19 protein-coding genes and 2 pseudogenes are annotated in these 13,679 nt (G+C 39.0%); 10 read left to right on the forward strand and 11 right to left on the reverse strand.

Annotation, left to right across the window (positions count from 1 at the left end; translation table 11 throughout):
• Positions 1-194: 194 nt before the first annotated feature.
• The 6 genes and pseudogenes from M44_RS23730 (at position 195) to M44_RS15525 (ending at position 2,909) form a co-directional block, all read left to right on the forward strand.
• Positions 195-1,025: a sensor domain-containing diguanylate cyclase gene (locus M44_RS23730; RefSeq protein ID WP_010175037.1), complete on the forward strand. Its 831-nt coding sequence runs from the start codon at positions 195-197 to the stop codon at positions 1,023-1,025.
• Positions 1,026-1,069: 44 nt separating this feature from the next.
• Positions 1,070-1,456, forward strand: a complete 387-nt coding sequence (gene gloA2, locus M44_RS15510) for an SMU1112c/YaeR family gloxylase I-like metalloprotein (protein WP_010175039.1) — start codon at positions 1,070-1,072, stop codon at positions 1,454-1,456.
• 166 nt (positions 1,457-1,622) lie between these two features.
• A complete protein-coding gene (locus M44_RS29095; protein ID WP_010175041.1) occupies positions 1,623-1,745 on the forward strand; it encodes a hypothetical protein in 123 nt (40 codons plus the stop codon).
• Positions 1,746-1,762: 17 nt separating this feature from the next.
• Positions 1,763-2,197, forward strand: a pseudogene (locus M44_RS30035) (CpsB/CapC family capsule biosynthesis tyrosine phosphatase); the annotation flags it as partial.
• Complete coding sequence (locus tag M44_RS28435) at positions 2,124-2,345, forward strand: capsular polysaccharide biosynthesis protein (RefSeq protein ID WP_010175044.1); 222 nt, start codon at positions 2,124-2,126, stop codon at positions 2,343-2,345. The pseudogene M44_RS30035 and the gene M44_RS28435, both read left to right, overlap by 74 nt.
• A 96-nt stretch (positions 2,346-2,441) precedes the next feature.
• A complete protein-coding gene (locus M44_RS15525; protein WP_010175046.1) occupies positions 2,442-2,909 on the forward strand; it encodes a hypothetical protein in 468 nt (155 codons plus the stop codon).
• 37 nt (positions 2,910-2,946) lie between these two features.
• Here the strand turns inward: M44_RS15525 and M44_RS15530 are convergent, their stop codons facing one another.
• Entirely contained in the window at positions 2,947-3,978 is a 1,032-nt protein-coding gene (locus M44_RS15530) for a HEAT repeat domain-containing protein (RefSeq protein ID WP_010175049.1), read from the reverse strand.
• Between the two features lie 292 nt (positions 3,979-4,270).
• On the opposite strand from M44_RS15530, the gene M44_RS15535 reads away from it, so the two are divergent.
• Positions 4,271-4,648, forward strand: a complete 378-nt coding sequence (locus M44_RS15535; RefSeq protein WP_010175051.1) for a VanZ family protein — start codon at positions 4,271-4,273, stop codon at positions 4,646-4,648.
• A gap of 135 nt (positions 4,649-4,783) precedes the next feature.
• Here M44_RS15535 and M44_RS15540 read toward each other — a convergent pair whose 3' ends face one another.
• The 10 genes and pseudogenes from M44_RS15540 to M44_RS25570 all read right to left on the reverse strand — a co-directional run bounded on the left by M44_RS15540 (position 4,784) and on the right by M44_RS25570 (position 11,547).
• The gene (locus M44_RS15540; protein ID WP_010175052.1) at positions 4,784-5,707 is read right to left on the reverse strand and encodes a manganese-dependent inorganic pyrophosphatase; all 924 of its coding nucleotides are present in this window, start codon (positions 5,705-5,707) and stop codon (positions 4,784-4,786) included.
• A gap of 326 nt (positions 5,708-6,033) precedes the next feature.
• Positions 6,034-6,291, reverse strand: a pseudogene (locus M44_RS15545) (cation:dicarboxylate symporter family transporter); the annotation flags it as partial.
• A gap of 325 nt (positions 6,292-6,616) precedes the next feature.
• Positions 6,617-7,066 carry a hypothetical protein gene (locus M44_RS25555; RefSeq protein ID WP_010175056.1) on the reverse strand — a complete coding sequence of 150 codons (450 nt, stop codon included), beginning with the start codon at positions 7,064-7,066 and terminating at the stop codon, positions 6,617-6,619.
• Positions 7,067-7,125: 59 nt separating this feature from the next.
• Positions 7,126-7,662, reverse strand: a complete 537-nt coding sequence (locus M44_RS25560; RefSeq protein ID WP_010175059.1) for an alpha/beta fold hydrolase — start codon at positions 7,660-7,662, stop codon at positions 7,126-7,128.
• On the reverse strand, positions 7,652-8,077 hold the full coding sequence (locus M44_RS15560; protein WP_010175061.1) for a hypothetical protein: 426 nt from the start codon (positions 8,075-8,077) through the stop codon (positions 7,652-7,654). Before M44_RS15560 ends, M44_RS25560 begins: the two co-directional genes overlap by 11 nt.
• Positions 8,078-8,098: 21 nt before the next feature.
• Complete coding sequence (locus tag M44_RS15565) at positions 8,099-8,878, reverse strand: glucose 1-dehydrogenase (protein WP_010175062.1); 780 nt, start codon at positions 8,876-8,878, stop codon at positions 8,099-8,101.
• A gap of 578 nt (positions 8,879-9,456) precedes the next feature.
• On the reverse strand, positions 9,457-9,918 hold the full coding sequence (locus tag M44_RS15570; protein WP_010175064.1) for a hypothetical protein: 462 nt from the start codon (positions 9,916-9,918) through the stop codon (positions 9,457-9,459).
• Between the two features lie 4 nt (positions 9,919-9,922).
• Positions 9,923-10,519 (reverse strand): hypothetical protein, encoded by a 597-nt coding sequence (locus tag M44_RS15575; protein ID WP_010175065.1) that lies wholly within the window; start codon positions 10,517-10,519, stop codon positions 9,923-9,925.
• A 103-nt stretch (positions 10,520-10,622) separates the two neighbouring features.
• Positions 10,623-10,853 carry a hypothetical protein gene (locus tag M44_RS25565; protein WP_010175066.1) on the reverse strand — a complete coding sequence of 77 codons (231 nt, stop codon included), beginning with the start codon at positions 10,851-10,853 and terminating at the stop codon, positions 10,623-10,625.
• A gap of 76 nt (positions 10,854-10,929) precedes the next feature.
• Entirely contained in the window at positions 10,930-11,547 is a 618-nt protein-coding gene (locus M44_RS25570; RefSeq protein ID WP_010175068.1) for an MFS transporter, read from the reverse strand.
• Between the two features lie 48 nt (positions 11,548-11,595).
• Here M44_RS25570 and M44_RS25575 point away from each other — a divergent pair, with 48 nt between their 5' ends.
• From M44_RS25575 to M44_RS15590, 3 genes are all read left to right on the forward strand, one after another.
• Positions 11,596-11,778 (forward strand): hypothetical protein, encoded by a 183-nt coding sequence (locus M44_RS25575; RefSeq protein WP_010175070.1) that lies wholly within the window; start codon positions 11,596-11,598, stop codon positions 11,776-11,778.
• A 383-nt stretch (positions 11,779-12,161) separates the two neighbouring features.
• On the forward strand, positions 12,162-13,238 hold the full coding sequence (locus M44_RS15585) for a hypothetical protein (RefSeq protein WP_153007730.1): 1,077 nt from the start codon (positions 12,162-12,164) through the stop codon (positions 13,236-13,238).
• Between the two features lie 42 nt (positions 13,239-13,280).
• On the forward strand, positions 13,281-13,664 hold the full coding sequence (locus tag M44_RS15590; RefSeq protein ID WP_010175073.1) for a YkvA family protein: 384 nt from the start codon (positions 13,281-13,283) through the stop codon (positions 13,662-13,664).
• Positions 13,665-13,679 lie beyond the last annotated feature (15 nt).

A 13,679-nucleotide genomic window follows, 5' to 3' on the forward strand; every position in this document is an offset into this window, starting at 1 on the left:
GACATATTTTTCAATAGGTCTATGGTATGATTATTTAGGCTTCCATGGACGGAGAGTATGAAAGGATGAACAGATGAGATGAAAGGTTTTGCAGCAGGTATCGTTACAGGTATTCTAGGTTGCCTTTTATTTAATAGATTTTTTAAAAAGCACAGAGAACATGTAAAAGAGCAAAATGGTAAACGTTTTTAGAATTGGTAGAAAATATAAATGATATTATTTACTACGTTGAGTTAACACCTACCGTTCACTTTCGATATGTTGTCCCTTCTTTAACAAAGCTACTTGGGGAAAAGGAAGGTGAAAGGTTAGAAAAGAACGGGGTATACTATTTAAATAGAATCCATCCGGAAGATCTGATAGATTTCAAACGGAAGATGTCAGGGGACTTTGATTATTCGAAGCCAAACTCGTACAGGGTATTAAATAAGTCTGGCACCTACACATGGTTCGAGGAAAGAACCACGCCCATCTATAAAAATGGAAAACTGGTTGCACTTCAAGGTATATTACGAGATATCACGGAGCAACGAATGCTCCAACAGGATTTGGAGTATCGACTTCATCATGATGCCTTAACGAATCTCTATAATCGGACTTACTTCGAGCAGGAATTAGAAAGGCTAGATGTGGTGTGTGACCTGCCAGTTGGAATCATTGTGACAGATTTAGATGATTTAAAGCTAGTGAACGATTCTTTAGGGCATAAAGCAGGGGATGAGCTCATTCAGAAAGCAGGAGAGATTTTACTAAATACAGTAGGAACTCGAGGCACAGTAGCCCGTATGGGAGGAGATGAGTTTGCCGTCTTGCTAGAGGAAGCCTCCTACCAAGAAGTTCAAGAATACAGTGATAAATTAAACGAACAGTGTAATGGATTAACATCCACAACTCATGCTATGCTTCATATGTCTGTTGGTTTTTCCTATCTTCCATCCTCTAAAGGTAAAATGGAGAAGCTATTTATTCAAGCAGATCAAGCCATGTATCATAATAAAAGAAAACATAAACGTATTTCCAACTAGCCCTTATATATAAGGGCTAATTTTTATAAGGGGGGACAAGATTCATGAAGATAAGAGGCATTCACCATGTAGCGATTATATGCTCTGATTACGAAAGATCGAAAAAGTTTTATACAGAGCTATTAGGATTAGAAATTGTACAAGAGGTTTACCGTCAGGAAAGAGATTCCTACAAACTAGACCTCCGAGTGGGCGGGGTCTACCAAATTGAACTATTCTCATTCCCTGATCCCAAAAAGAGACCTACTCGACCTGAAGCGGCTGGGTTACGACATTTGGCTTTTTCTGTGGATGATGTGGTACAAGCGGTTCAGTATATTCAATCAGCTGGCATTGAAACAGAGGAAATACGAAGGGATCCCTATACAACGAAACGATTTGTTTTCTTTCAAGACCCAGATGGACTTCCCATTGAACTGTATGAGAAATAAGGTGAAATTTTCTTCTCCCAACCCCAATTCTTGAAAAGTTGAATTTCCAGTATCTGTCGAAAAACCGTTCTATTTGTAGAACGGTTATATTGGCATATTATTGAAAATATTTCTATAATAGAATTATATTGTTCTTGATAGCGAACAAAAAAGGGGATGAATACATATGATATTGGAATACGATGGAGTGACACCTACTATAGAGCAAACCTTTGAAGAACTGAAGGAAGAGTTGAAAGCGGGAAAAACGACAATCTTTTTTCAGAAAAAGCCAAAACTGGCTTACTAGTAAAAGAACGAGAAAAAAAGAAAGCGAGGGTAGAAGAAGTAAATAAACTGCTTGAATCCCACGATTTGAGTGTGCATATACTTCCAGAACAAGATTTAAGTGTTTACGGTGAATCAACGGAAGATATCCAAGCCTTTGTGTCTCAACCTTACTTGTTTATGGAATTTCATCGCGCGACTGTGCCTGCGTATGCGGAGCGTCTTATATATGAAATCCAATTAGCAGGATATTCACCGGTTATTCTAAATCCTGAACGGAATGTAGAGTTTATTCAAAATCCCAATCGCTTGTATCAATTAGTGAAAAATGGAGCGTTAGCCCAGATTTCAGCTGAGAGCATTCTAGGAAATAACGGGAAGACCTTCAAGAAAAAAAGTAATGGAGATGCTTCAAGCCAACTTAATCCACCTAGTTGCTTCTTCAGAAGATGGAGATGTAAAAGGAAGAAATAATCCTCTCCAGCCTGCATTCGAACTCATTCAAAAGCGCGCAGGGAAAGAAGCTCTCTTTTTACTAAAGGAAAATGCCTATCTTCTTTTAAAGGGAGAAAGCTTAATTCGTGAAGTTCCACATAAAATTTCAAAACGTAAATGGTTATAAATAGCTTAATTTAATAGTAATCGTCGTCATAGTAGAATATTAAAGAAGTTGTCCTCATATCTTCTAACTATACAGATAAGTTAAAGGGGTGAGGGATTGAATCGAAACCGTTCCCCAGTCATTGTTGCAGCTGTTGTGGGAGTAGGACTACTTCTGTTCGTTCTATTCATGAGTATAGGTTCTCCTAACGAGGAGGAGAAGCCAGAGGATTTTGTTCAAACCTTCTATGAGTTTGAACAGATCGGTGATTTCGGTAGTTCATGGGAGATGTTTCATCCTTATATGCAGGAAAAGATGAAGAAAGATACCTACATCGAACGAAAAGCCCATGTATTCATGCATGAAATGGGCTCGACTACATTTGATTTATGGGTAGGGGAGTCAACGCCACTCGAGGAATGGAAGATGCCAGATACGGATGTTGTAGCCGCAGAAGTCGTAGAGGTTCCTGTGCAACTAACCTATAATAAAACTCTTTTTGGTGTCATTACGGTGAGCCAAACCTGTTATGTGCTAAAAGAAAACGGGGAATGGCGAATGCTATGGGAGTACCGAGAGGAATAAGAAAGGTCCCCCTTCTATTGGCGAGGGGGACCTTCTTTTACATACTAGTACTTTCAATGGTGACCTTCCAATCACTCATCTTCTCATGCTCTACCTCGCAAACTACACAGCAGCCGTAGACAGATTCCTCTAGTAACAACATCCCTGTATCATATCCTTCTTCCATAAACAAAATAATATCATCGATTCCTTCAACCGCTAATTGTTGGCACAGAGAGTCGGCAAGAATGGTCTTTAACGTAGGATCTTCACAAGCAATAAATTTTTCGTACAAGACATCTCTTGACCTCTTCGTTTTTATTTTTGTTAACACCTCTACCGAGAAATCTCCTTCTTCTAAAACAAGAGGAGCGACAGCGTCAACTACCTCATCCGAACCAATTTTAATTAAGGCGTGCATGGCTTCTTGCTGCGCCAACTCCTCTCCTTGCCTAGATAATATACCCACTAATTGTGGAATCATCTGTTCATCGCGTACAACACCTGCAGCATACGCATAAAATACTTCCGGATAGTCAAGTGCTTCTTCGGACGCAAGCACCTCAGACACCGCTTGTTGAATTTGTTCTGTTGAATAGTCTCCTCGCTCAATCAATGAAACGATCAATCGTTTTCCATAATCAAAACTCTCTTCAAATGGGATATCTGGGTCCTCTAAGCGCTCATAATTATCGGCAATACGTTGAAGAATCTTTTCGGTATCTTTCTCCTTAGCTAGATCGATAATATGTGCAAACCCCTCTTCTGTAAAATATGGCCTTACGTTATCTTGATAGTTTACTAAAAGGGATGTACTCGCATATTTCATCAGTGCGGCATAGGGCTGTTGAGCTTCGCCTGAGGTAGTCTCTACTTTTTTTAAAAGTTCAAGTAAAACTGCTTCATCCACAGCTACTTCTCCTAAAAACCCAATAATGCTGGATGTTCTCCCTTCGCTTTCCTCTATAATGCGCAAGGTTGCGTGAGGGTGTAATAAGAATGTTTCGTTTAGCGCTTGAAAAGCAAATCGTTGAAGAGGTGGCTCTTCGCTAAATAAATAGGGAAAGATTTTATCTACAAATGTGTTCATGTGAGTTTTCGCTCCTTTTGTTCTGACTAGACTGAGTGTACCGAATGATGTAGGGAGATTCAAGCCTTTCAGAGAGGGGAGCGGGGCGATGGAGTTTGCTGATTTGCCCATAAGTGAGTGGAGATTGCCCGTATTCTTATTAATTTGCCCATAACGGTCATTTAATTGCCCGTAATCCCCATAATTTGCCCATAACCCCCACCAAATTGCCCGTAAAATAAAATCCGCTCAAACCGTTTGTATGCTTCGTACTTTTTTTGCCTATGATGACTGGTAAAAAGGAGTAATGAATATGACAAAAATCCCTTCCCTTCAGGATGCTCATGATTCTATCCTGAAATTAGCAGATCAAACGACGCCACTAACTGATAAAGAGCTTCATTTTCTCATTTTTGGAGTCATTGGCCTTGTTTTTTATATTATCACGAAGCATATTTTATATTTTTTGGTAGGAAGTAGAACGACCATTCTGTCTGTTTGCCTTTCACTTTGCCTATTTTTTCTATTTTCCGTGTTTGTGGAATTTTACCAAGAGCTTACGAAAAGCGGCAGTTTAGAGTGGGAAGATTTAATGTGTAATACGGCAGGATTTATGGTGTATGTTGGGGTCTATTCGCTGGTAGGTTCGTGGACAAGAATTTTTCATAAGAGCCATAGTTTGTCTGTTTAATGAAGATTGGGACGGTGGGGGGAGTTGCTCTTTTACAAGCGGAAACCATACTACCCATTTCATGAGGAATCGCCCCAATAACAGCTCCGACTAACAAAAAGAGTGCACGCTATCTCATGCGTGCACTCTTTCCAATTAAAATGCTTCTGTTAACACAGGAACGATTTGTTTTTTACGGGACACAACACCTTTTAATAATGCTGTGTTGTTATCAAGGGTTACGCCGTAAGCTCTTTCCACGACATCCGCTTTAGGTCCAATCGCTAATGCGACCGAATCAGAATTCAAAATATCCGTAACAACTAGTAAATAAAGAGCTAGCCCTTTATCTGCTACTACTTTGCGGATTTCTGCTTCTAAATCAGCTTGACGTGAAAGTATATCCATCGGGTCAATTGCGTTGATTTGGTTAATCTCAACCTTCGCTGCTCCCATTGTGAATTCCTTTGCATCCACTGTGAGTAGCTCAGGAGTTGTTTTACCACTTAGGTCAGCTCCTGCTTTTAGCATTTCAAGACCGTATACAGCAGGGTCTACTCCAGCAATTTTAGCTAATTCTGCTGCTGCATCCATGTCCTGCTGTGTGCATGTTGGTGATTTAAATAATAAGGAGTCAGAAATAATCGCAGATAACATTAAGCCTGCGACGTTTTTCGTGATGTCCACACCATGCTCTTTAAATAGCTTATTTAAAATCGTTGCTGTACAGCCAACTGGCTCTGCACGATAGTAAAGAGGGTCAGATGTTTGGAAATTAGCAATTCGGTGGTGGTCAATTACTTCTTTAATGCTCACTTCTTCAATTCCATCTGCACTTTGTTGGAATTCATTATGGTCCACTAGTATCACGGATTGTGCTTCTGCGGCAACATTTCCGATTAAGCGCGGGACCTCTGCTCCGAATGTATCAAGCGCGTACTGTGTTTCACCATTTACTTCCCCAAGGCGAACTGCTTCTACTTCTTCACCAATGGCAGTCTTTAATGCTGCGTACGCAATAGCTGAACAGATTGTATCTGTGTCAGGGTTTTTATGTCCAAAAATCAATGTTTTTTCCATTATTCAAGCTCCTTTATAAAAGGTAGTATATGTACGGCTATATTTTACCACAAACCGTCAGGAATTAAAGGGATTGGGATAGAAATGTATAGGTTATAGCAAAAGATTAAGCCATTCCGTTATGACGAAATGGCCTAAATGATAGTTTACCTAGAATCAATAGGAGCGAATTTAAAATGCCCAAGAATAAACTAATTTATGGGCAAATTCACTAAGGATATGGGCAAATTCGACGTACTTACGGGCAATTTTTAGCCTATACGGGCAAAATTCAACACGTTACGAGCAATTACACATACCTTACGGGCAAATACCAATTGATGGGGTAGACCTAAAATAACAGTAGAGCTATATGAGAGCCCAGTTGTGACGACTAATAACTTACCAGCACCCTTTCCCATTCTTCCTATTCCAGGAGCGATAAACCCAATAATGATCAAGGGAATGGAAAAACCAAGAAAAGCACCAAACAGGCTAGTAAACGTAACAAATACTCGAATTAACGCATGGGGTGGTATGGAACCTACTAGAATACCTAGTAGGATAGCGGCAATTATACGGGGTAAAAGACCTAATGATTTCATGTTATGTACTCCTGTAATGGACAAATGTATTTTCAGTAAATACTACTCAATCATATTTCATTTTAGGTGGGAATCCTTTATTTCAAGAAAAACCTTTCCAAATTCCAAAAGTTACTTTGTAATTCTATTTAGAGAAGTGCTGATTGCCTAAATGATCTTTACTGTATTTGTATTCATAAATAAATATGGCCCCTTCAAAAGGGACCATAACATACTAATAGACTTAACCATAGCGAGAATTACAAATTATTTTCTTCAATAAAACAACCTCTAAACACAAATCCAGCAAAGCCCCAATAATCTCTACATAATAGTGTTAAATCCGTCATGTGACATCCTCCTTTGTGAGAGGAGTTGATCGACAAGGAAGCCAGTCTTTTAAATAGTCTGGTAACGTACCGTTACTCGATACAAGAGAAAGGGCGTGCCCACCGGGATGTAGGACGAATCGTTTATCATGGCTGCTAACTTTATTCATGATAGGCTCGACCTGACGATAGGGCACAAGCGCATCCAATTCACTAGCGACTACTAATAGGTTTGCTGTTACAGCAGCTAAGTCTACTTTTTGATTTTGAACAAGGAGTTCACCCTTGATTAAGCTGTTATCCTTCACCATCTTTATTAATTCTTCCACTACCCGTCCGCTGATCGGAATATGTCCCTTTGACCACGTGTTAAATGCTTTCCAGCTCTCAACATATTTGGGAGAGTCCGCTTTAGCTAGTAAAGATAAATAGGGGCTGTAGTAGAACGGAGAAGTGATAAGTCTCATGCCAGCTTCTACAAAGTCTGCTGGGATTAGCCCGAGTGATCTTAGTATAGGAGAGAAATCTATTTCATCTTGTCTAAGTAGCTTAGTGAGAGTAGGATAATATGTGGGTTGAAAAAATCTACTGGAGTCACGGATAGGATTAGATTTCGAATCGGCTCTTTTGCGATGCTTGCATAAATGGCTGCTAAGGTGCCACCAAGGCAGAATCCTATAATAGAAATTTCAGGACTATTTGAATGACGTAAGGCCTTTCTTACCCCTTTTCCAATTAAACCTATATAATCATCTAACGAATCGTTTCGATCCTCATACGCTGGTATGCCAAAATCAAGTAGGTACACATCAAATCCATTCGTCACAAGGGATTCTATCAAACTTCTTCCTTTTTGAAGATCGAGCACAAAAGGTTGATTAATGAGAGAGTACACTAGGAATAGTGGTACCCCATACTTTTTCTTCTTTGCCGGGTAATACCAAAGCGTGGATTTATTCCATTTCCAAACGGATTGTCTAGGTGTTGGTTGGATGGTAACAGACTTTTTAGTAGCAAGTGCGTGAACAAAGTTACTCCAGCGCTCCTTTTCTTTATTCTGCATCAGGTTTCTTCCCGGGAATTTTCCAAATATCAAGAAGTAGCTGCAGCCTAGCGAGCTTGTCCGCATTTTTTAGATGCTTCTTCAGTGGTTCGGTCATTTCACTTTCACTAGTTTCTTGTTTTGGAATCTCTAACTGCTCAATTAGCCAGTCTACCTTATCTTCTACCTGCTTTAATAACCGTAGGGTGCGAGTGATGTCTTCCTTTGTAGGTATGTTTAGTGGAATAGAAAATTCCTCTGTTTTTTCTTTCAACTTGTCAACCCACTTAGCGGCTTCATTGCTTGAAAGATTTAATAGCTTTGCTAGTTCACCGTTATCCAAAACCGTTTTGACCCAATCATTTACTAACGCCTCGCCAGTTGAGCCTACTTTTTTTAACTGTTTATAAAATTCATCAAATTGAGAGTCTGTCATTAAAAGCTCTCCTTTCGTTTTTTAAATAGATGCTGTCATACCACCGTCTAACACGAGAACATGCCCCGTAATGTAGTTGGCATAGTCTGATGCCAGGAACAAGGCAGCTCCTTGAATATCCTTTTCTTCACCAAATCGTCCAGCCGGAATGCCCTTTAAGATTTCATCCTGAACGGAATCAAACGCCTTGGTCATCTTTGTCGGAAATAATCCAGGAGCAATGGCGTTTACTTGTATATTAAAGGGAGCAAGCTTAACGGCAAGCTCTTTCGTTAACGTCATAATCGCCCCCTTACTTGTGTTATACGCAGGTGCGTTCAGTGTATCGGTGTGTGAGCCACCAAAGCCTGTAATACTAGAAAGGTTAATAATCTTACCTCCACCTTGTTTCTTCATGATGCTTGCCACACCTTGTGAAAATAGGAAGGTACCTTTTACGTTAACGTTCATCACTTTATCCCATTTATCCTCTGGATATTGATCAAACGGAGCAATCCACGATGTACCACTATTATTAATAAGGACATCAATGGTTCCGAATTCTTCAACGGTTTCCTTTATTACTTGATCGATACTACCCTTATTGGAAACGTCACAAAACATCCCCCTTGCACTACCACCTTTATGATAGATGGCTTCACTAACCTTGTCACAGAGCTCTTTATTTCGAGAGCATATAACGACATTGGCTCCCATTTCTGCAAAAGCTGAGGACATGTGAAGACCTAGACCTCTTGCACCACCTGTAATAATGACCGTCTTTCCAGTAATTGAGTTAAATAAAGAATCTATCTTTCTCACCTCTTCCTCCACAGTGTTCATTCTGTTCGTACTATTCTATTTCTGGAACGATCACCTTGTGAGAGAAATGATAGATTAGCCCCCGCCTTATTTAAATAGAGGGAACTTGCGTAGCGCATAAAGTGCACAAGAATAAAAGATATGCAAATGTTAGATTGTAAGTACGAGCAGGATAGGGAGAGGGAAGAAGGGGACGCGTGAGAAGGAAGTAGTCAGGCGCAGGGGTATACGAAAAAGGCGCGAGAATGGGCTAAACAGGCGCAGAAGAGGTCAAAAACAAAGCAGGATAGCCAGCAAACGAGTAAAAAAACGACAAAAAGCAAGTAGGCAGACGCAAGGATTGGCCAAACAGACGCACACGAGATCAAAAACAATGCAAGGAAAGAAAAGAATGAGTAATCTATGCGCTCATCCTAATGGAAAACATCTCAATCATACAAACGGCGTCAATCCAACAGTACCATTTTAAACAAAAAACCCGTGCAGACTACATCCTGCACGAGTATCGATATACCAACCTATTAAAAGTTTACCTCTTTTTAAATTCTGCGGTTTCATAAAAATGAATGAAAAGCGACTCACGAAAAGGCATCATACCCTAATGTAGGACCTGGATCTTCAGGTTCAACATCATCTTCCTCTTCGTTATCGTCTTCTTCACTATCATCTTCCTCGTCACCCTCATCAGTTCCTGGCTCCTGTGGTATCTCAGGTTCTGCAGGCTCTGGCTCAGTTGGGGTAACGGGTTCAACCGGTTCTAGTTCTTCTTCTTGCTCTTCTTCTGATTCAGTCCCCCCACTTACAGGAGATTGCGGAGAAGTAGTAACCGGAGCAGAAACGGTAGCCTCTTCTTCTGCTTCCACTTCCTCCACATCCACTACGTCTAATGGAGTAACAGCAAGAAGACGTCGTTCTTTTTCTGCACTTAGTTGTTCTTTTAACTCTTCAGATGATAGGGATACTAGTATATTTTCAAGTTCTCCTTCAAGTTTTTCAAGTGTGGATGAATCCTCACTTGAAAGCCCTTCTAATTCTTCCAATGTTTTATGAAATTGAATAGTAGACAGAGTATCCTCTATTACACGCTCTTGTATTTTTTGTTATGTATGTTGTTACATATTTTTCTAGACTGTTATCCTCATATTCTTCTATTTGTTCTATTAAAGACGCGTTACCTTCTATTAAAATAGATGCTTCGTCTTGGAGTCTTAACGATAGAGGGTCAGTTAGTAGTATATTCTCCACAACCACTAGTTGTTGTGTAGTTAAATTCCCTAATTCAATAATTTCTTCAAAAGTATGGAATCTATCTAATCTTTCCTCAATGTGAGCGATTCTTGAATCAATGTTATTCTCTGTTTTCCACTTTTCATCTAATGAAGATATTTTTTCAAAAGCTATACGCAAATCGTCGGTGGCATCCTCTAATACAGTTTGGTCTGGAAGGGAAAATGCTTCATCACCATATTGTATTTTTCTTTCTGCGAAGCTTATTTCTGCGTCAACATCTTTCGCTGCATCTTCAGCGACCTTTAAAAAAGTTAAGGCTTTTGATTTTACTTCTTCCTCTTGCTCTTTTCCGCAAGCTCCTAAAATAAGAAAGGTAGCTAGGACAATGGCTGTTAGGATACGCTGTTTCATTGTGACCTCCTATGTGTCTTAGTATCAAATTTATTATACCAATAAATGTCTGATAAAAGGTTTAAAGTTTTATAGGAGGAGGGTAAAGAAAAAGAACAGCTGTTTAAAGCTGCTCTTTAGAAAAAATGGGTGCTTTTTCATATTTAGCTAACACAACGAATGACAGATATAAACTCGGAATGACGAATAGCACCATTCCAAGGAATGCAAAAGTTGGAGCAATATCATATAATAGCCCACCGGCAAACGTACATACCGCAGTTAATAATCCAATTAGTGAGGTATAGACTCCCTGAGCAGAAGGGACAAGATCTGATTTCAGTTCAGAGTACATTAACCTCATAAATCCAAAGTGTGCAAGGGCGAATGATCCTGCGTGTAAAAATTGACTACCTAAGAAAATGGCTGTACTAGGGAATAAAAAATAAAAGTCCCCATCTCACCATTGCTAACAGACCAGCTGCACCAATTGTCCAACTACTTGACACATTTCCTACTATTTTGTCTGCGTATCTGAAAAAAATAATTTCTGCAATTACCGCTACATTTAAGAAAAGTCCAATAGAACCACTACTAACATTTAAATCTTTTAAATACAAGACTCCGTAATTATAGTAAGCAGCATGACTTCCTTGTATAATCACAACCGCTAAAAGACCATAAATAAAGCGTTTAGATTGAAGAAGTTCACGAAATGAAAGCCTCTCTTGCTTTCTTGGAGCTTTAATAGAAGCAGGACTTTTTTGTATTCCCATGAACAAAATTCCAACAAGACCTACGAGAATAAGATAGAATATAGCATCCTCATTCCAAAGAGAAATTACCCAACCTACAACAAGTAGGGCGGCAGTATATCCAAGACTTCCCCATGCACGACTGGCTCCATATGAAATTCCTTCATCTTTAGCCATCATGGCTCCCATACTTTCCACTAAAGGAAGCAGTAAAGGATAAATTAGGTTAAGCAAGACCATAAAGAGAATTAATAGCCCTACGTTTTGAAATGGAATAAATAATAGTAGTGCCAAAACACTAGAGAGTGTTACTCCATTTAATATAGAAGAAAGTGTCCATTTTTGGCTAAGTTTCGGAAAACAAGAAAACTTGATAATGCTCTAGCCATCATTCCAACTGCCATTATTGTGCTTACTGTGGTTACGGATAATCCTTTATTTGTAACTAACCATGAAGTCCAAAAAGGCACAAATATTCCCCAAGTGAAGAAAATGGCAAAAAAACGAAATGAAAGCCATGTTTGAGTATTCAAAGAAAGACCCCTTTTAATCATTTTATATACTGTTTATTATTATTCAGTGGAAAATTTTACGCTTCTTCCGTCTTTATGTAAAGAGTATAGTACCGGTAAAGTTATCCAATTCCTCCAACACCATAAATATTTTTCGACACACACTCCTACTGGAATATTTTTGAAGTATAATTTTCTTAAAAGTTGAAAAGGAGTGAAAGGATGTCAGAAGGGAAGTTAGTAAGTCGTATATTATTAAGGGGAAGAATGGTATACCGAATAGAAACCTTTTTACAATGGGGGGATAGTAGTGAAAGCATAGGAAGTTGTTTAATGCTTTATCCGAAATATTCAAGATTTTCCACGGATTCACCTCCTCTACTAGGAGAGGTGATAATGGCTTCACTATCAAAAAGTAGCTCAGTCAAAAGAATGGAGCAATTAGTGAAAAGCATGTATGGCAATACCCCTTTGAATGGACGATTTTATATTTATTACTTAATTCCATTTGAAGGTGATAAAGTTGAATATGTTCTTGGTCAATTTGAAGGATTCATTACTAGAGGGATCATTCAATTAGAAGATTATATGCCTACTGATGAAGAGTTAAGGAAGCATCCTTGGATTATTTTATCCTGGGGTATTCAAAAACAAAACCATACGATGAATCTAAATAACTCTAAGAAAGAATGGTTGGATCGATTAAATAGGGTTGAGACCAAAACCTTAGGAATCAAACACCCTGACACAGGTGATTACTATAATATCAATCAAAAAGCTACTGGTTATAGAGACTCAATTATTCATCAAATTCTTCAAGTGTTTCAGGGTGAAGTTAAAGGGGAGTCCTTAAAGGAAGAGTTTACGGTGTATGCAACAAAACCTAGTCGCATGCTCTATAGAGTCTTTCCGTCTTCACAGCCTACAAGCATACAGCAGGAAACGATCAATCCAGAAATGTGTGTCTATGCTTATCATACTCTAGAACTAAAAATGGGCTATACCCTAGTGGCTGTTAGTCATCAATCTGGTGACGCTGGCATGTGTAAAGTAGTGGCTCAACTAAATGGTAAAAGAGAAGACTATATGCATAGCCTAAAAGGAGATCGATCCAGTCTATCCTTCCTTCATGCTGCTATGGTGTATCATCATTTACACGAATTTGGAGCAGTAGGGGAATATAGAGTGTTCATGAATGAACAAGTTCTACCATTCACTGATGACTATTCTTCAGTTGAAGAGTACCTTCAATCTCTACACGTTTACCCCATCAAAGAATTTCCATCTACATTGTATCCACATTTTTATTACGAAGAGGGACATCCCACCATCGTATTTTATACGGTATCTAAGAAAAAGGGAGCACCATACACATTATATCGATACACTCATCGCTTTGAAAAACATTCCTATGCATGTACCTATAGGAAAGAATCTCTCTGCTATGGGCATAATATTGAAATTCCTAATTGAGGGTATATACTATAGGAAGAAACATAAGAAGGAGGAATAGTGATGGAAGAAGAGATAAAAAAAAGTGAATCCTATTATTCAGACCATAAGTTCTGGAGAAAAGTCGGTCGTGTTGCGAAAAAAGCTGGACAATCTGTTATTTATGCCGCTCTGCTGCTTTACTATACTCTCCAAAAAGAAGATGTTCCTAAAAAGGTGAAGGTGACCATAATAGGTGCCTTAGGATACTTTATTCTACCAACTGACCTAATACCAGATTTCGCTCTCGGTCTAGGATTTACAGATGATTTAGGAGCACTAGGTATTGCTCTTGTACAGGTTAGTATGTATATTGATGACGAGATAAAAGCAAAAGCTAAGAATAGACTAGGTGAGTGGTTTAAGGGTGATATTGATACAAAGGAAGTAGACAATAAGCTACTATAAGCTAGATATATTATG

Origin of the sequence: Bacillus coahuilensis m4-4 (genome assembly GCF_000171615.1) — a bacterium.
GTDB classification, from domain to species: domain Bacteria; phylum Bacillota; class Bacilli; order Bacillales; family Bacillaceae_K; genus Bacillus_T; species Bacillus_T coahuilensis.

Bases quoted from the DNA above. Each gene is read 5' to 3' on its own strand.
- gloA2 (WP_010175039.1), top strand. From the start codon at position 1,070: ATGAAGATAAGAGGCATTCACCATGTAGCGATTATATGCTCTGATTAC.
- M44_RS29095 (WP_010175041.1), top strand. From the start codon at position 1,623: ATGATATTGGAATACGATGGAGTGACACCTACTATAGAGCAAACCTTT.
- M44_RS28435 (WP_010175044.1), top strand. From the start codon at position 2,124: ATGGAGATGCTTCAAGCCAACTTAATCCACCTAGTTGCTTCTTCAGAA.
- M44_RS15530 (WP_010175049.1), bottom strand. From the start codon at position 3,978: ATGAACACATTTGTAGATAAAATCTTTCCCTATTTATTTAGCGAAGAG.
- M44_RS15535 (WP_010175051.1), top strand. From the start codon at position 4,271: ATGACAAAAATCCCTTCCCTTCAGGATGCTCATGATTCTATCCTGAAA.
- M44_RS15540 (WP_010175052.1), bottom strand. From the start codon at position 5,707: ATGGAAAAAACATTGATTTTTGGACATAAAAACCCTGACACAGATACA.
- M44_RS25555 (WP_010175056.1), bottom strand. From the start codon at position 7,066: ATGAGACTTATCACTTCTCCGTTCTACTACAGCCCCTATTTATCTTTA.
- M44_RS25560 (WP_010175059.1), bottom strand. From the start codon at position 7,662: ATGCAGAATAAAGAAAAGGAGCGCTGGAGTAACTTTGTTCACGCACTT.
- M44_RS15560 (WP_010175061.1), bottom strand. From the start codon at position 8,077: ATGACAGACTCTCAATTTGATGAATTTTATAAACAGTTAAAAAAAGTA.
- M44_RS15575 (WP_010175065.1), bottom strand. From the start codon at position 10,519: ATGAAACAGCGTATCCTAACAGCCATTGTCCTAGCTACCTTTCTTATT.
- M44_RS25565 (WP_010175066.1), bottom strand. From the start codon at position 10,853: ATGTACTCTGAACTGAAATCAGATCTTGTCCCTTCTGCTCAGGGAGTC.
- M44_RS15585 (WP_153007730.1), top strand. From the start codon at position 12,162: ATGGCTTCACTATCAAAAAGTAGCTCAGTCAAAAGAATGGAGCAATTA.
- M44_RS15590 (WP_010175073.1), top strand. From the start codon at position 13,281: ATGGAAGAAGAGATAAAAAAAAGTGAATCCTATTATTCAGACCATAAG.